Origin of the sequence: Glycomyces albidus (assembly GCF_009451885.1) — a bacterium.
Lineage (GTDB): Bacteria > Actinomycetota > Actinomycetes > Mycobacteriales > Micromonosporaceae > Glycomyces > Glycomyces albidus.
The window spans coordinates 210,601-227,812 of record NZ_WIAO01000005.1 but is presented as its reverse complement, the minus strand read 5'-3'; the positions used below and the strand labels follow the sequence as shown (position 1 = coordinate 227,812).

The following is a 17,212-nucleotide window of genomic DNA, read 5'->3' as shown; positions in this document are numbered from 1 at the left end:
TACATCCGCTGGTACAACACCGAACGCATCCACACACGGCTTGAGGGCCTGACCCCGGCTGCATACCGGGCCCAGACCCTCATGGCCTAGCCTTCAAACACCAGTCCAACAATCGGGGACCAGTTCAATCGGACTGCGCCCCTCTTGTTCTGTGCGGCTTCCCTCGAGGGTCCTGTTACGGAGCCGGCTGCGGTCGTCTGCAGATGGACGGCGAAAGACCCGGGCGATCAGGGATCGTCCCGGGTCTTTGCTCGCCTGGCAGTGTGGAAGTCCGGCTTACCGGAACTTCAGAGCGTTGGCGGCCTCGGTGTCGGCGTAGTTCTGCCGGGCACGGTCGACGGCGCCGCCGATGGCCTCGAGGATCTCGTTGATCTTCGCCATCGAGCCTTCCCACTCGGCCCGCTGCTCCATGTACGCAACGCGGTCGTCACCCTCCCATTCGAGGGCGTCGAGCTTGCTGCCGAGGTCGGCGAGGTTGTCGTTGATGGACTGGGAACCGCTGAGAATGCGCTGGTGCGCGTCTTCCATCTCCGCGTAATTAAGAGCAATCGCTCCGGGCATGTCAGGTCACCTCTTCCTAAAGTCTCGGGGGGGGGGGTTGGTTAGAGCAGGCCTTCGAAGCCCTGGGAGCTGGTCGCGTCCTGCTCGTCGGTCGCGGTGGCGCTGGCGTCCAGCATGTTCGCGATGTTCTCGAGCGCGTCGAGGAGGTCCTTGGCTTCCCTGTCCCAGATCTCCATGGTCTCGGAGAACGCGGTGGCGCCGGCGCCCTGCCAAGAAGCAATGAGCGAGTCGCAGAGCGTACGGAGCTCGCCGAGCGTGCCGTCGACCTCCTGGCGGCAGTTCAGCGTGTCTACGGCAGCCTGTTGGACTGTCTCGACTGTCATCTGAACCATCGAATACACCTCCTGATCGTTGAACCGGGGGCTGCGGCTCTAGAGATCTAGGCCGTCAGGGGTATCCCAGTGAGTTTTTCATCGATTCCGCAGTCACCATAACCCGTCCGTGCAAACTCACCGGGCTGGCGGTGCGTCTCCGAGTTTACTAGTAGTGACGAGGCCCGTGTATCCCCACTTTGTGCCACGTCGGGCGTACGGGGCAACCAGGGCGACGCCTGGGGTAGTCGGGTCGAATGGGACGCCGCGTCACGTCGGTCGGCAACTGAGCGTTCCGGTGCCGTCGCAGGTCGCGCGAGCCTGGCATGCTCCTATGTGTCCCGATCTCCCCGGTTCGTGCCGTGCCGGGCCGCCAACGGCGCCCGGATTGCGTTGCATCGGTATGCTGGAGCGAGCACGATCGGAGCGGCCGCGTGCCCACAGCACGGCGTGACGATGCGCGGGAGCCCCGACCATACCCCCTGACGAAACTCGACCCATCGAGGTGATGACGTTGCTTCCCGAGGACATGGGTGGCGGTGCGGTCCAGAACACCGACGGCACCTACACAGTGACCGACTCCAGCGGCACCCGGTTCCAGATGACCGAGGAGTCCTTCGACGAGTTCATTTCCCAGATGGGTCTGACGCTCAGCGACCTGGAGTACTACCGCAGCCAAGTGCTCGGCGGCAGAGTGGTGCGCCTGCGCGAGGGCGCGAACCCCGAGTACATGAACTCCGGGAGCCTGCGCGAGGTCGACACGGTGAACCTTCCGTTCGGCGGCTTCGAGGACGCGAAGCTGCTCGCCGAGGCGTACAAGAGCATCACCTACCCGGGGCGCGCCGAGCAGATCGACCGCGTCGCTCACGGCCTCAACACCGGCAAGGTCATCAGCGAGGACATCAAGACCAGCTATCTCGAGAACGACGGCGCGATCTCTGCTTCGGTCTCCAGCATCCAGAACGAGTTCGACAGTCGCGGCGGCGGGATCACCGAGAGCGATGTCGAGGAGGCCCGCGGGGACAATCCCACAGGCGGTCAGGACCAGCCGGCTCCTGAGGACGAAGAACCCGGGATGCTCTAGCCCCGGCGAGATGGCTGACGGCCTGAACCCCTAGGAAGGAGCCGAGGATGGGTTACGGCAAAGGCAAAGACTTCTACAAGAGCACCTATAGCCAAGAGCAGCTCTGGAACATGCTCCAAGAAGGTGACGACTGGGGCGTCGATCAGGGCGGTTCGATCTGGGTCACCGCTGCGAGCGGCATGAAGGCGGCCCGGGAGGAGATGGTCGTCCATGTGCAGTCCCTGCGGACGCAGTGGACGGGGACCGCGGCTGACGAGTTCGAGAATCGCATGGCGATCGTCGAGGAGTACAGCCGGACCTCTGAGGACGGTATGAAGGACCTCGGAGAACTGACCCTTCCGGCGCTCGCCCAAGCGCTCAAGACGGCGCAGACCGACGCAGCGAGCGAGGACCTGTACCCGAGCTCGACGCAGACGTACGAGGAGTGGCTGGACAGCAACGGCCACAGCGAGACGGACCCGGACTACCAGACGAAGAAGCCGCAGTACGAGCAGCAGTACCAGCAGTACCTCGATGCTCGGCACGACCGGATGGCCCAGATCGTCGCCGACCTCGGCGACAAGTACGCGTACGAGCGGGTGGTCAACCCGATCTTCGCCGAGCCGCCGCCTCCACCCCCCAGCGACATGCCCGGCAACAGCACATACCAGCCGCCGACCGGCGGGGTGTTCGCCGAGAACGGCCTGACGAACTCCAACGACGTCCCGGACGCCCCTGGCGCCGTCTCGGGCGCCGACACCGCTGGAGCCGACGGCGTCCTCGGTACGGATGACGACCTCGATCCGGTGACCGACGACTGGATGCCCGGTTCGTACGACGACATCGACGGCGACGTCGGCGGTGGTGGTCTCGCCCACGGTTACATGCCCGGCGGCGGTGGCGGCACCGGCTACATGCCGGCCGGCGGCGGCACCGGAGCGGGCGGCGCCAGCCTCCTGGGTGGGGGTGCGGGCCTGTTCGGTCCCGCGACGTCCGGCGGCGGTGCCGGCAGCGCGCCCGGTCGCGGCACCGGCAACACGAGCCCGGCTCGCGCCGGCGCCTCCTCTGGTACCAGCCGGTCCGGTTCCGGCACCGGCGGTCGCGGCGGTCTGAACAGCGGCGGCGGAACCGGCAACCGTGCCGGGGCCCCTGGAGGCCGCAGCGGCACCGGCGCTCGCGGCGGCACCCGCTCCGGTTACAACGACGAGGACGACGAGGACACCTACACCAGGGAGACCTGGCTGCGGGAGGACGACGTCGACTGGAGCCGGAACCGCGTCCGGGACGAGGAACTCGACGACGACTGACGGACGGCTCTGAGCAGTCGATGAGGGGCGAGCGGCCTTGGCCGCTCGCCCCTCTCGCTTGACCGATATCGAATACGAAGGGCCGCAGCCGAACGGCTGCGGCCCTGAACGTCTAGCGCTGGTTCCGGTCGTCCGGGCGCCACGGCGGGCTCGGCTCAGTGGGACTGCCCGGCTGGCTGAACCCCTGCGGCGGGCTGCTGTAGCCCTGCTGTCCCGGCGGTCCTCCGTACCCCTGGCCGCCCATCGGCGGCACATACTGCTGGGTGGCGGCCGCGGGCTGCTGGTAGCCGACCTGGGTCGGATCGCTGCCCGGGGGTTGCTGCGACTGAGCGGCTTTGCGGCCCCGCCCGCGAAGGACCAGCCAGACGGCGGCTGCGGCGCCGAGCAGCACGACCGCGGCCGCGACCACGATGATCGCCGAGAGGTTCGACTCCTTGTTGCCTTCGGCGGCCGCCGAAGGGCCTCCCGGGGATGCCGCGCCCGGCTCCTCCTCGGCACCCTCGGACGGGGTGTCGTCAGGAGTGGCGCCGCTGGCGCCCGCCTCGCCCATCGGGTAGCCGAGCGGGTTCTCCTCCACCGGTTCGATGCCCTCGGCGTTGACGGCCTGGTCGGCGTTCAAGAGACCGAATCCGGACACGTCGTCCCTGTCACCGTTGCCGTCACCTGCGGTCTGGAGCAGCCGCTGGATGACATTGCTGGCGTCGAGGTCGGGGTGTGCGGCCCAAGTCAACGCCGCCACTCCGGCCGTAATCGCGGACGCCATGGACGTACCGCCGGAAACCAGCTCATGGAGTTCGGAGTCTCCAAGGGAGTCGGTCTGAGGGAGAGGGACGGTCATTTCGTCCGCCGGCGCGGCGAGCGCGACTTCGGGACCGGTCGAAAGCACGTCGCTCCAGACGCTCCCATCGCTCCGGGTACCGGTCACGGCGACGACACCCGGCACCGCGGCGGGGTTGGCAACACCGCTCTCAGCGTCGTTGCCCGCGCCCGCGATCACGATCGCGCCCTTGTCGATGACGTATTGAAGCGCCTCGAGGTCTTCGGGGAGCAGGTTCTCGTTTCCCTCCAGTGACCAGGGAAGCACCACGATGTCGGCGCCTTCGTCCGCGACCCTTCGGAACGCGTCGTACTGCGCCTCACCCCATACGCCACCGAAACCCGACTCGACACCTGTGTAGAAACGCACCGGCATGATCGTGGCCTCCGGAGCCGCGAGCAGCACTCCTGCCGCGATCGCAGTGCCGTGGCCATGATTGTCAATGCGCCCGTCGGGCTCATCCGAGTAGAGGGAGAAGCCCGGCAGGACGTCCTTGCCGTCGAACACCGGGTGCTGTCCGACACCGGTGTCCATCACCGCGACCGTGATGCCTTCGCCCTGCGAGTTCTCCCAAGCGCCCGCCGCCTGGATCTGGTCGGTCACCCAAGCGTTCTCGGTGAAGAACGGGTCGCCCTGGGCCAGCGCGACACCCGGCGCCGCCGTGACCGCCGCCGTGGCGGCCAGGGTCGTCAGGCCGGCTGCCAGGGCGGTGCGGAGGCCGCGGCGTGGGGATCGGGGTTCGGCGGAGGGTGGCGTGAGAGGTATGGCCATAGGGTTGGACCCCTTCCGTGTGCCGGTCGTTACAGCGCTGTCCGCTCTGCCCCACAACATACCGGACCTGTTCCGGCCCTGCGAGCCACGGAGGACGGCCAGCGAATCATAACGATTCGGTCACGGACGGGACGTTCTCCGTGTTGCCGCTATCGCCCGTTTACCTGGGATTTGTACGCTGCGTGTGGATCGACGCACGAGAGATTGGACCCCCCCGTGAGCGCCCCACCGGTCTCGCCCCGCCTTGCCCGCTGCTGTTCCCTTGGGGCGCAGCATGGTTGACCTTTCGCTGGACCCCGAGGAGATCAAGCAGGGCGGTGTCGCGATGTTCGCCGCCTCGGACGGGATGTACGAGGACTTCAAGCAGGTCGCCGGTGAGGCCGGCGCGCTGGAGGGGTCGGTGGACACCGGTGCCTTCAGCGGGATCGGTGAAGTGGTGCAGGCGGTCGAGCGGTGGGAGGGCGCGGTCGTGCCCGGGCTGCGGGGCCGGGTGGAGGAGCTGGGGGCGTTCCTGGCGGTGTACGCGGTGCAGCATGTGGACCTCGATGCGATGACCGCGGAGCTGTTCGCGCAGTACGCCGACCCCGACGTGTTCCCGGTCGATCCGGGCTCGCGCGCGACGCCGGTGCCGGAGTAGCCGTGGCGGTCTCGTACCGCGCGTTGCGCGATGCCGACTTCGGGCCGCTCGCGGCCGTCGGGGAGCAGTGGCTGGCCCAGGCCGGGCGGCTGGAGGAGCGGGAGGCCGAGCTGGACGACCTGCGGCGCAGGCGGCTCGGCGAGGCCGAGTGGACCGGGACGGTGGCCGAGGAAGTGCGGTCGCGGGTGAAGCTCATCGCCGACGACGCCGTGGAGCGGGCTGGCGAGTGCCGCCGGATCGCGGCGGCGATCGAGGACGCGGTGGCGGTCTTCAAGGACCGGCAGGAGGAGCTCGAGGAGCTGCTCGCGTCGCTGCCCGAGGGCCTGTCGGTCGACGCCGACGGGGTCGTGACGGCCGAGTCGGCCGAGGACGCGGCCGCGTTCGAGCGGCGGGTCGAGGCGATCCTCGACGCGGTGGGCGAGGCCGACGAGACCCTGCACGCCGCGGTCGCCGCGATCGCGGGCACGACGGACGCGGGTGAGCGGGCGGAGCTGGCGGCCGGCGTCGCGCTCGCCGACGACTTCCAGGACATGCTCGACGGCGGGGCGGACCCCGCCGCGGTGAACGCGTGGTGGGACGGGCTCTCGCCGTTCGAGCAGCAGGGCCTGCTCGAGGCCAGGCCGGAGCTGCTGGCCCAGGTCGACGGGATCCCCACGGCCGTCAGGGACTCGGCGAACCGGACCCTCCTCGACGGCGAGCTCGAACGGCGCGAGAACGAGATCGAGGCCGTCGAGGACCGGCTCGCCGCCGACCCCGGCGACGAGGACCTGCGGCGGCGACTGGAGGGCCTGCGGGACACGCAGCGGGACCTCGTGCGGCTGCGGGACGAGGTGGGCGAGCCGTACCAGGTCGGGTCGGGCGGTCCCGCGCTCGAGCGGTACCTGCTCGGCTACTCGTCGGCCGGGGACGGGCGCGCCGTCGTCGCGATCGGGAACCCCGACACCGCCGACCACGTGTCGGTCCTGGTGCCGGGCACGGGAACCGACCTGGGGAACGTCGGAGGCAGCCTCGACCGGGCCGAGCTCATGGCCGGCGACGCGTACTGGGCCGACCCGGGCAGCTCGACCGCGTCGGTGCTGTGGCTCGGCTACGACGCCCCCGACGAGATCGTCCCCCACGCCATGGACCGGGGCTATGCGGAGGATGCGGCGGAGGACCTCAGCTCGTTCGCGTCGGGCCTGCGCGCGGTCGACGAGGACGGCGCGTCGCACGTCACGGTCACCGGTCACTCGTACGGGTCGACGACTGTGGGCATCGCCGCGCGCGACGCCGGCTTGGACGTCGACGACATGGTGTTCGTCGCCTCGCCGGGCGTCGGCGTCGACTCGGCTTCGGACCTCGGGATCGACCCGGACCGGGTGTGGGCCACCAGGAACGAGGAGGACATCATCGGCTGGGCCAGGGAGGACGCGATCGGCGCGATCGCCGGCGGCGGCGCCGGCGGGCTCGTCGGCGGTGCCGCGGGCGGGCTCATCGGCGGCGCGCTCGGGTACTTCGCCTCGGACCACGACGACCTCGTCCACGGCACCGACCCGGTCTCGGACGCGTTCGGCGGCCGGACGTTCCAGAGCGACGCCACCCGCGACGCCGACGGGTTCGAGGAGCTGTGGAAGGACAACGCGGAGAACCACTCCTCCTACTGGGACGGCGACAACGGCCATCCCCGCAACGTCGCCCGCGACAACCTGGCCTATATCGTGACCGGCCAGACCAGCGGCGTCCGGTGAAGCCGAGCGCCGCCCTCGTCCTTCCACTACTGCTCGCAGGATGCTCCATGACCGACACCGAACCGCACCGGCCCGCGCAGGCCGAGATGTACGCCCCGATGGAGGCCGCCGTGGCCGAGGCGGTCGAGGCGCTGCCGGACTTCCCCGGTTTCGCCTCGCGCACCTGGCACGAGCTGCCGTGCGGCCACGGGGACGGCGGCGACCCCGGCCATGTGGGGATTGAGATCTCGTACATGTTCGCCGAGCCACTGTGGGGCGACCCGCTGGTGCGCGAGACGTACGCGGCGGCGCTGCGCGGGCAGTGGGAGGCGGACGGGTACGACGTGCATCGGGACGACGAGGTGGCGCTGGCGAGCGGCCGGGTCGACCGGAACGTGGAGGCGCTGCGCGAGGACGGCCTGAACCTCTGGTACCGCGTCTCCGGGGTCGTCGGCCTGGTGGTGCAGTCGGGGTGCGTGGAGCGCAGCGAACCGGGCGAGATCGCCTACGTGCCGCCGGCGGGCGGCGTCACACCGGGCGGCGAGGGCGACCTCGTCGGGGAGTACTTCCCCGACGGCATCCCGGTGGAGGGCCGGGACGGCGGCGAGGCTGACTACTCGGGCCTGTGAGTCAGTCCCGGCAGGCGATGCCGAGGACCCGGTCGGTGGTCGGTTCGCCCTGGGCGGGAACGCATTCGGGTTCGGCGTCGACGCGTTCGACGCAGCCGCTCGCGACCGTCAGGGCCGGCTGCGCGCCGCCGGTGTAGCCGAGGGCGATCTCGTCGGCGCGTTCGGCGGTGATGCGGCGGACGCCCTCGAACGTCGCGCCGTCGTAGGTGAGCTCGTAGTCGCCTTCGGCCCAGCGGGTCTCGATGGCCGCCTCGTAGGCGGGGAAGTCCGCGGCGCGCAGCTCGTACACGACCGTGTACCGGTAGGTCGCGAGCCCGGCGGGGGTGCGGTAGCCGCAGTCGGCGACGTCGACGGTGCGGGTCGCGAACCCCGAGAAGGCCGGGAGCGCGTCGGTGGTCTCGGCGACGGCGTCTTCGAGCCGCGCCCAGGTGCCGGCCTCGGTGTACTCGCCGCGCGGCTCCCCCGGTTCGGCGGCGGCCAGGGCCCATTGGCGCACTTCGGCTCCGGCGGCTACGGCGAGGAGCAGGGCGAGGGACCACACGGCGGTCTCGATGCCCGCGATGCGGCTGCGCGGCCGATCCGGTTCGGCGCCGAGCCAGCCGCGCGCCTTCGCGGTGACGGCGACGACCGCGCCGACGAACAGGATCGGGCCGGTGGCGGTGAGGAACGCGATCCCGACGGCGGCCGCCCCGTCGGTCATGGCCTCGCGCACCGGCAGCGCCGAGGGCGTCAGGAGGATCACGAGCTGGACGAGGGCGAGCGCTCCCGCGGCGGCGAGGTAGAGGCGGGCGCGGCGTCCGCCGCGGCCGAGCCAGATCGCGGCGAGCACGTTCACGGGGACCGAGGGGGCGAGCACGAGCAGGTAGGCGATCCCGCGCTCGGCAAGGCCGTTGTCGACGCCGGGCCACGCGTACGCCTGGACGCCGCGCCAGCTCCACAGCCAGACCGCGACGACGGCCGCGGCCTCGGCGAGCAGCAGCACCTGGAGGGTGAGCACGCCGGGCGGCGGCCACGCCGGACGGGCCCGGGCCGCGAGCGGCGCAGGGTCGATGCCGGGGGGCGTGAGCAGTGGGTTCATTCAGGGCTTTCGGGTGTTCGGTGGCGCAGGGGGATTCGCGCCGATACGAGCGTAGTACGCCGCAGGGCCGCCCTCCGGTTGCATCCGGGGGGCGGCCCTGCCCTCGCGTTCCTAGCCCTGGCCGTTCGGCGGGAGCAGCGTCGTCTGGATGAGCTGCTCGCCGTCCTTGCGGCGCACCAGGGTGCCGCGGCCCGGAGGCTGCGGGCTGGGGCGGAGCTTCCCGAAGATCGCGCCCTCTTCCCGCTTGCCGCTCATGAGCAGGCCGGGGGATTCGAGCGACTTGATCTGGCCCACGACGGGGTCCATCAGCGCCCGCGCGGCGCCGGTGGCGCGGCGGGCGATGATGACGTGGAAGCCGATGTCGCGCCCGACCGGGATGAGCTCCGTGATGGCCGCCATCGGGTTGACCCGCTGGGCGACCATCTCGTAGTCGTCGACGATCAGGTACAGGTCCGGGCCCGTCCACCACGACCGGTCGCGCAGCTGCGCCGGCGTGACGTCGTCCCCGGGCAGGCGCTTCTCGATCGGGCCCTTGAGGTTCTTCACCGAGCCCTCGAAGTGCTTGCCGGACATGGCGTAGTCCAGCAGGGTCGGCTTCTGGATCTCCTCGAGCATGCCGCGCCGGTAGTCGGCCATGATGATCTTGGCCTCGTCGGCGGTGTACGTCGCCTGGATCTGCCGGGCGATGTGCCGCAGCAGGTTCGTCTTGCCCGACTCCGAGTCGCCGAACACCAGCAGGTGCGGCTCGTTCTGGAAGTCGAGGTACACCGGCTTGAGGCCGGCCTCGTTGAGGCCGATCGGGATGCCCGGCTTGGAGCGGTCGACCGCCTTGAGGAAGTCGGCCACGTGGAGCTGCTTCGGCAGCAGGCGCACCGGCGGGCACGGCTGGCCGCGCCACGCCTGCTTGACCTTCTTGACGAAGTCCTCGACGCCGGGCTGGAGGTCGTCGCCGTCCCGGATCGAGTCGATGCGCGGCACCGCGGCCAGGATGTGGAGCTTGGCGAGCGAGAGCCCCCGGCCGGGCCGGTTCTTCGGCACGTTCGCCGCCGCCTTGCGGTCGATCTCGGACTCCATGTTGTCCGAGAGCTTCAGCTCCAGCTTCAAGCCGAACATGTCCCGCATGTTCATGCGGATGTCGCCCCAGCGGGTGCAGGTGACCATGACGTGGACGCCGTACGCCAGGCCCCGGTTGCCGATGGCGCGGATCTGGTCCACGAACGGCTCGAAGTCCTCGCGCAGGGTCATCCAGTTGTCGACCACCAGGAACACGTCGCCGTACGGGTCCTCGGCGAACCGGCCCTGCTCCTTCATGCGCCGGTACGAGCCCATGCCGTCGATCTTGTTGGCGGTGAAGAACGCCTCGCGCTCGTCCAGGATGGAGTTGACCTCCTGGATGGTGCGCCGCACGCCCTCTTCCTCCTGCCGGCCGAAGACGCCCGCGACGTGCGGGAGGTCTTCGAGGCCGCGCAGGGTGCCACCGCCGAAGTCGAGGCAGTAGAACTGCACTTCGCGCGGGGTGTGCAGGAGCGCGAGCGAGCCGATCATCGACCGGAGCATCGTCGACTTGCCCGACTGGGCGCCGCCGGCGATCGCCACGGTGCCCTGGGCGCCGGAGAGGTCGACGATGAACGGGCTGCGCTTCTGCTCGAACGGCCGGTCCTCCTCGCCGAGGACGGCGTGCAGCTTCCCGTTGAGCGAGAAGCCCTTCGGGTGCAGGCCCCGAACCGGGTCGGCCTCCAGCGGCGGGAGCAGCTGGTCGAGGGTCGGCGGTTCGGCCAGCGGCGGCAGCCACACCTGGTGGGCCGGGCGGCCCATCCCGATGCAGTTGTTCACCATGACCTCGAGCTCGGAGAGCTTCTCGTTCTCCTCGTCCTCCGCGGCCTCGGCGGGAGTGGTCAGGTCCTCCTCCGGCTCCTCCTCTTCGACCTCGGGCTCCGGGGGGAGCTCGACGAAGCCGGGCAGGAAACGCTGCACCTTGTGCTGGACGGCCGCGATGCGCTCGGCGCGCGAGGCGACCCGCTTCGGCGGCTTGTACGCGCCGCCGACGTACGCGGCGCGGAAGCGCACCAGGTCCTGGGTGCCGACCTGGAGGTAGCCGTGGCCGGGGGCCTGCGGCAGCTCGTAGGCGGCGCCGGAGCCGATGACGGTGCGCGACTCCTGCGCCGAGAAGGTGCGGAGCGCGACCCGGTACGACAGGAACGTGTCCAGGCCCTTGAGCTTGCCCTCCTCGAGCCGCTGCGAGGCGAGCAGCATATGCACGCCGATCGAGCGGCCGATGCGGCCGATCTGGAGGAACAGGTTGATGAACTCGGGCTTGGCGACGAGCATCTCGGAGAACTCGTCGGCGATGATCAGCAGCGTCGGCATCGGGTCGAGCGGCTGCCCGGCCTTGCGGGCCTTCTCGTACTCCCACCGGTTGGTGAAGTTGCCCGTCGCGCGCAGCACCTCCTGGCGGCGCACCAGTTCGCCTTCGAGCGCGTCGGCCATGCGGTCGACCAGCTCGATCTCGTCGGCGAGGTTGGTGATGACCGCGGAGACGTGCGGCAGCTCGTCGAGGGCCGCGAAGGTCGCGCCGCCCTTGAAGTCGACGAGGATGAAGTTGAGCTCCTCGGAGGAGTGCGTGGCGATCAGCGAGCCGACGATGGTGCGGAGCACCTCCGACTTGCCGGAACCGGTGGCGCCGATGAGGAGCCCGTGCGGGCCCATCCCGCCGACCGCGGACTCCTTGAAGTCGATGTCGACGATGGCGCCGTCCGGGCCGGGCCCGATCGGGACCTTCAGGTAGTCCTTGATCGGCTTCTCGCGCCAGTGCACGGCCGGGTCGAGCGCCGCGGCGTCGTTGAAGCCGAGCATCTCCGGCAGGCTCGAGGGCGCGGCCATCGGCGAGGCGTCCTCGTCGCCGGACTCGGTCGAGCCCGATGCGCCCTTGAGCGTGAGCCGCCACGGCGCCAGCGAGCGCGCGATGCCCTCGGCCTGGTTGTACGACAGCGCGTCCGGCTTGCCGAGCACGCGGCGCCGGCCGGCCTGGTCCGTGTAGATCTCCTCCGCGGTGACGTCGAAGAGCTTGATCTGCGGTCCGGGCTTGCGCGGCAGGTAGCCGGAGAAGTCGAACACGGTCACGCCGGCCATGCCGTCGGCGGCGATGATGCCGGTCGGGTCGACCTCGCCGCCGTCGAGGATGACGACCAGGTGCGCCTGGCCCTCGCCGGCGGTGGCGCCGGGCGACCACGCGCCGCGGCTGGAGAGCTGGTCGCGCAGCGAGTTCTCGAGCTGCGTGGTGGTGTTGAAGAACATCCGGACCGGTCCGGCGCCGTCCTCCGCGGTGGGGTGCTGGAGGTGCGGCAGCCACTTCATCCAGTGCCACTCGGGCATCCGCTCGTTGTCGGCGACGACCGCGATCATCACGTCGTCGGGCGAGTGGAGCACCGCGAGCTGGGCGATCTGGGCCCGCAGGTTGTTCATGACCGTGGCCCGCTCGCCGCGCAGCACCACCCGAGCGGCCTCGGTGTACTTCATCGACCGGGGTATGTCGATGACGTTCGAGTGGGCGGCGACGAAGCGTCTGAGCGCCATCGAGGTCATCGGCTCCAGGTCCTCGACCGGTTTGGTCTCGGGAGGCACCAGTTTCATCGTCATGCGCTGCTTGCCGATGCCGACGCGCACGTCGAGCGCGTCGTCGTCCTTCGCGCGCCGCTCCCACATGCGGCGGGAGCCCACCAGCGACCACAGGGCCTTCGGGTCGGGGTGGCGCCACCGGGCCGCGCGCCACTGGCGCTCGGCGCCCTTCCGCGCGCGGCGCCGCACCTGGTTGAGGTAGCGCATGTAGTCGCGCCGGTCGGCGTTGAACTCGGCCTTCTTCTGGGCCCGGTTGCCGCCCAGGTTGGTGGCCATCATGCCGACCATGGAGATGCCCATCATGGCGCCCATGGCGATGCGGAGCGTGTTGTTGCCGCCGCTCCCGCCGGTCGTCCGGCTCATCATCATCATGGCCATGGCGGCGGCCCCGGCGAGCATCGGCAGGATCATCAGATACTGCGAGATGTTCTTCGGCTGCGGGTCGGGCATGTCCGGCGGCGACTCCAGGAGGATGTCGCCGCGGGGGGCCTGAGGTCCGCGCTTACGCGGAGGCCTGCGGAAGAGTTTCGTCGTCACAGAGGGTCCTTGTACTCACCGGGGGATGCACCCTGCCGTATAAAAGACATAAGCGCGCTCTGTCGAGTATCGCACTAACAGGGTAGAGCCGCATCGCCACACGGGCGGTACACCCGCCGTTGCATGCGGGATTTATCCTTTTACCGTCCCCCCGATTTCGACCTGACCCGGAGGTTCGCGCGGTGAGCACCAAGTCGGCCACTCTCTCCAGGGTGACGATCGTCAGTCCACGCACCAGGATCGACCTCGCACTCCCCTCAGACATCCCCCTCTCCGACCTGCTGCCGACGATCCTGCACCAGGCCGGCGAGTACTACATCGACGAGGCGGGAGACAACGGCGGCTGGATCCTGGCCCGGCTCGGCGACGCCCCGCTCGACACCGGGCACTCGTGCTCGCAGCTCGCGATCGCCGACGGCGAGATGCTGTACCTCAACCCGGCGGACGCGGCCAAGCCCGAGATCGTGTTCGACGACGTGATCGACGCGGTCGCCACCGCCACCGAACAGCGCGGCAACCGCTGGGACCACCTCGCCACCAAGCGCTTCAGCGTCGGGGTCGGCACGGCCGCGCTCTGCGTGGGGGCGCTCGCGCTCCTCCTGACCGGGCACCTCGCGAGCGCGATCGTCGGCCTGTCGATCGCCGCGGTCCTCGTCGGGGCCTCGGCGCTGCTCTCGCGCGCCGTGGGCGACGCCCGGGCCGCGACGTACTTCGGGGTCACCGCCGTCCTGTACTCAGGGGTGGGCGGCCTGCTCATCGCCGCCGGCGAGCGGGACCTGTTCGAGCTGGCCGGACCGCATGTGCTCATCGCCGCCGCCGCGATCCTGCTGTTCAGCGTGCTCGCGATGGTGGCCGTGGGCGACCTGGCCTCGGCCCCGGTCTTCATCGTGACGATCCTCGGATCGGTGGTGCTCGGCGTCTCCACCGCGCTGATGCTGATCATCCCGGACGGGACCGCCGCCACGGCCGCGGGGATCGCGGCGCCGCTGGCGCTGGTGCTCCTTCCCGCCGCGCCGCGCCTGTCCCTGACGATGGCGATGGTGCCCACGCCGACGCTGCCGACGACCACCGAGGAGCTGAAGGAGGGGGACACCGAGGCCATCGACGGCAAGCGGATCCTGAAGCTCTCGGAGCACGCCGGGAACTACCTGGAGGCGCTGTACTCGTTCGCGGCCGTCACCGGGCTGGTCTCCGCGATCGCGCTGGCGTTCTCGGGGACGCTTCCGGGCATCCTCCTGTCGACGATCCTGTCGCTGGTGCTGCTCAGCCGCGCCCGCACGATCGAGGACCGCCCGGCGCGCATCGTGATGCTCACCGGCGGCATGGGCGGCCTGGCCGCGACCCTCGCGGCGATCTTCGTGGCCAGCGAGGGCAACATCCTGGTGCGGCTCACGGTGATCCTCGGCGCGCTGACGCTCCTGACGCTCATCGCGATGGTCTACGGCCTGGCCGTGGCCGGCAAGAAGATCGCCCCGACGTGGGGCCGCAGCCTCGACATCATCGAGGCGCTGCTCATCGTGTCGATCCTGCCGCTGGTCGGCTGGGTCTGCAACCTGTACGACATCGCGCTGTCGCTGCGGGGCTAGCCCCCACTCCCCCTTCGATCCGAGAGGCGAATTCCGATGCCCCAGATGCGTTCCCGCCGCGAGCAGGTGGAAGCCCACAAGTTCATCACCTCGCGGATGAACCAGGCGCTGGTGCTGGCCAACCCCGACTCGATCGAGCGGCCGCTGCGGCGCATCGGCCTGTCGATCTTCGTGTCGGTGATGGTCCTGGCGCTCGTGTTCGGCGGCTTCGCGGTCGCGACGCTGTTCGGCAAGGGCAACGACCTGCCCGAGTTCAACCACATCATCCAGGTCAAGGGCACCAGCGCGATCTACGTGTACACGACGGCGGACGGCCAGCAGCCGTCCGAGGGCAATGAGGCGAAGCTCTGGCCGGTCACGAACTTCACGTCGGCGCTCCTCCTCCTCCAGCCGTACGAGGGCGACCCGCCGGTGCAGACACTGAAGGCGACGTCGTTGAAGGACATCCCCCGCGGCTTCATGGTCGGCATCGACGACGTGCCGGCCCAGCCGCCGACGAAGGAGGAGCTCCTCCAGGACCAGGACTGGAACGCCTGCTCGATGCCGCGCGAGGCCGGCAGCGTCGACACCCACCAGTTGACCCAGCTCGTCATCGAGGACATGCAGGCGCCCACGTCGTGGCTCGGCGAGGACCAGTGGGTGCTGACGAAGGTCGCCGGCGGCGGCGCGGACGGCGGGGACCTGTTCTACCTACTGTGGAACGACCGCAAGTTCCGGATCGACGACCTCGGCGTGCTCAACTCGCTGGCGCTGAACGCGGACGAGGCGATCCCGGTCAACGCGAACTTCATGGAGACGATCCTGCCGGGCTCCCCGCTGCAGGTCGACATCGAGCCGTACTTCGAGTCCACTTCGGAAGAGGGCGTCGAGTCCGACGAAGGCGCCACGATCGCCTACGGTCAGCCGCTGGAGGTCGCTGGCGCGTTCTACGTGCTGCTCAAGACCAGTGACAAGGGCGATGAGTTCGCGCCGATCACCGAGACGCAGAAGGACCTGCTCCAGTCGAAGTACGGCACGCCGGTGACCGTGAGCCCCACGGTGCGCGATGCGACCGGGGCGCAGGCGACGTACGGCCCGGACGGCTTCCTGACGGACGTCCTCAGCGAAGAGGTGTGGCGTCCCGAGAGCGAGCGGCCGGCGCTGTGCGCGGTGTACGACCCGACCTCGCAGGAGGACGGCCAGACCAGGATCGAGGTCGCCCTGTACGACTCGGCGCCGTCGACGCTGACGGAGGCGGCGAAGGCGGTCGAGTTCACCGAGGCGGGCGACATCCACTCCAGCGTCCCGGGCCTGGATGCCCAGACGGTGCTGCCGCCGGGCCGGGCGGTCCTCGCCGACTCCCGCACGAACGAGGGGGCGACCATCCAGAGCAACACGTTCCTGGTGGACAGCCTCGGGTTCCAGTTCGGGATCGTGGACGAGGGCGAGACCAACCGGACCCAGAACCTCCTCGGGTACCAGGGGGTGTCCGCAGTGTCGGTGCCCCACACGATGATCAGCATGATCCCCAGTGGCAACGACCTGAGCCCGTGGGAGGCGCGCAAGCAGCTGACGATCGACGACAGCGAGGCGCCGCGCTTCGAGACCGGCGAAGAGGAGAGCGCGCAACCGGAGTCCGGCGGCTGACGCCGGGTGACGTCTGCGGCCGCCGGGGGCTCGACGGTTCCCGGCGGCCTTGGCGTTTTCTGGGGATTCAGGGATGGGGCACACGTGTTAGCCTGGCGCGACACACTCCCGACAAAACGAGGAAGCGTCATGGCCTACCCGCCGCAGCAGCCGGGGTACGACCCCAATCAACAACCCCCGTACGGCCAGCAGCCCGGTTACGGCCAGCAGCCGCAGCAGCCCGGGTACGGCCAGCAGCCCGGTTACGGCCAGCAGCCGGGCTACGGCCAGCAGCCCGGATACGGGCAGCCCTCCCAGCCGGGCTACGGCCAGCAGCCGGGGTACGGCCAGCCGCAGCAGCCGGGGTACGGGGCCCAGCCGGGCTACGGCGCGCCGGGCGGCGGCCCGCTGCCGCCGGCGCCGAAGTCGAAGACCCCGCTGATCCTCGGCATCGGCGGCGGCGCGGTGGTCCTGATCGTCGCGATCGTCCTCCTCGTGCTCCAGCCGTGGGGCGGCGGCGCCCCCGGTTCGGGCGACTCCCCCACCCAGGTCGTCGAGGGCTACATGGAGGCCTCGATCAGCGGCATGGAGAGCGGCGGGTTCTCCGACATCGAGTCCCTCGCCGAGGACGTGCGCCCGTACCTGTGCTCGGACATCCAGGCCGAACTGGACGCGACCCTGGAGGAGTACTCCAGCGGCAGCGCCGAGGGCATGGAGGGCATCGACCTCTCCGCGATGGAGGTGGCCTTGGACTACGAGGTCACGAACGAGACCATCGACGGCACCGACGCCACTGTGGACGTGTCCATGACCGGAGAGGTCTCGATGCCGGAGTTCGGCTCGATCCCGGTCGACGAGACGATGAGCCTGGACCTGGTCCAGGAGGAGGGCGTGTGGCTGATCTGCGACAGCGACGCGTCCGGCGTGATCCCCGCGTAGCGGACTGACGTCGAAGGGCCCCGGCGGGTTGCGCCGGGGCCCTTGCGCGT

14 protein-coding genes are annotated in these 17,212 nt (G+C 70.1%); 9 read left to right on the top strand and 5 right to left on the bottom strand.

The window, feature by feature from the left end; all coding sequences use genetic code 11:
• Positions 1 to 3: 3 nt before the first annotated feature.
• A complete protein-coding gene (locus tag GFD30_RS06920; RefSeq protein ID WP_322633022.1) occupies positions 4 to 90 on the top strand; it encodes an IS3 family transposase in 87 nt (28 codons plus the stop codon).
• A 186-nt stretch (positions 91 to 276) separates the two neighbouring features.
• On the opposite strand, the gene GFD30_RS06915 is transcribed toward GFD30_RS06920, so the two are convergent.
• Positions 277 to 561 carry a WXG100 family type VII secretion target gene (locus GFD30_RS06915; protein ID WP_153024442.1) on the bottom strand — a complete coding sequence of 95 codons (285 nt, stop codon included), beginning with the start codon at positions 559 to 561 and terminating at the stop codon, positions 277 to 279.
• Positions 562 to 602: 41 nt separating this feature from the next.
• Entirely contained in the window at positions 603 to 884 is a 282-nt protein-coding gene (locus tag GFD30_RS06910; RefSeq protein WP_194201876.1) for a WXG100 family type VII secretion target, read from the bottom strand.
• 496 nt (positions 885 to 1,380) lie between these two features.
• Between GFD30_RS06910 and GFD30_RS06905 the strand changes: the two genes are divergently transcribed.
• A complete protein-coding gene (locus GFD30_RS06905; protein ID WP_153024440.1) occupies positions 1,381 to 1,956 on the top strand; it encodes a hypothetical protein in 576 nt (191 codons plus the stop codon).
• Positions 1,957 to 2,003: 47 nt separating this feature from the next.
• Positions 2,004 to 3,242: a hypothetical protein gene (locus tag GFD30_RS27490; RefSeq protein WP_153024439.1), complete on the top strand. Its 1,239-nt coding sequence runs from the start codon at positions 2,004 to 2,006 to the stop codon at positions 3,240 to 3,242.
• A 112-nt stretch (positions 3,243 to 3,354) separates the two neighbouring features.
• On the opposite strand, the gene GFD30_RS06895 is transcribed toward GFD30_RS27490, so the two are convergent.
• Positions 3,355 to 4,830 (bottom strand): S8 family peptidase, encoded by a 1,476-nt coding sequence (locus GFD30_RS06895; protein WP_194201875.1) that lies wholly within the window; start codon positions 4,828 to 4,830, stop codon positions 3,355 to 3,357.
• A 274-nt stretch (positions 4,831 to 5,104) separates the two neighbouring features.
• Here GFD30_RS06895 and GFD30_RS06890 point away from each other — a divergent pair, with 274 nt between their 5' ends.
• The 3 genes from GFD30_RS06890 to GFD30_RS06880 are packed head-to-tail and all read left to right on the top strand — an operon-like array spanning position 5,105 to position 7,802.
• Positions 5,105 to 5,467 (top strand): hypothetical protein, encoded by a 363-nt coding sequence (locus tag GFD30_RS06890; protein WP_153024437.1) that lies wholly within the window; start codon positions 5,105 to 5,107, stop codon positions 5,465 to 5,467.
• A gap of 2 nt (positions 5,468 to 5,469) precedes the next feature.
• Entirely contained in the window at positions 5,470 to 7,194 is a 1,725-nt protein-coding gene (locus GFD30_RS06885; RefSeq protein WP_153024436.1) for an alpha/beta hydrolase, read from the top strand.
• Positions 7,195 to 7,241: 47 nt separating this feature from the next.
• Positions 7,242 to 7,802 carry a hypothetical protein gene (locus GFD30_RS06880; protein ID WP_153024435.1) on the top strand — a complete coding sequence of 187 codons (561 nt, stop codon included), beginning with the start codon at positions 7,242 to 7,244 and terminating at the stop codon, positions 7,800 to 7,802.
• 1 nt (position 7,803) lies between these two features.
• On the opposite strand, the gene GFD30_RS06875 is transcribed toward GFD30_RS06880, so the two are convergent.
• A complete protein-coding gene (locus tag GFD30_RS06875) occupies positions 7,804 to 8,880 on the bottom strand; it encodes a hypothetical protein (protein WP_153024434.1) in 1,077 nt (358 codons plus the stop codon).
• 111 nt (positions 8,881 to 8,991) lie between these two features.
• Positions 8,992 to 13,032, bottom strand: coding sequence for a type VII secretion protein EccCa (eccCa, locus tag GFD30_RS06870; RefSeq protein ID WP_322633021.1), 4,041 nt, complete (start codon positions 13,030 to 13,032; stop codon positions 8,992 to 8,994).
• A gap of 182 nt (positions 13,033 to 13,214) precedes the next feature.
• Between eccCa and eccD the strand changes: the two genes are divergently transcribed.
• From eccD to GFD30_RS26195, 3 genes are all read left to right on the top strand, one after another.
• Positions 13,215 to 14,618, top strand: coding sequence for a type VII secretion integral membrane protein EccD (eccD, locus tag GFD30_RS06865; RefSeq protein WP_194201874.1), 1,404 nt, complete (start codon positions 13,215 to 13,217; stop codon positions 14,616 to 14,618).
• Between the two features lie 36 nt (positions 14,619 to 14,654).
• The gene (gene eccB / locus GFD30_RS06860; RefSeq protein ID WP_153024432.1) at positions 14,655 to 16,244 is read left to right on the top strand and encodes a type VII secretion protein EccB; all 1,590 of its coding nucleotides are present in this window, start codon (positions 14,655 to 14,657) and stop codon (positions 16,242 to 16,244) included.
• 129 nt (positions 16,245 to 16,373) lie between these two features.
• Positions 16,374 to 17,162 carry a hypothetical protein gene (locus GFD30_RS26195; protein ID WP_194201873.1) on the top strand — a complete coding sequence of 263 codons (789 nt, stop codon included), beginning with the start codon at positions 16,374 to 16,376 and terminating at the stop codon, positions 17,160 to 17,162.
• Positions 17,163 to 17,212: the final 50 nt, after the last annotated feature.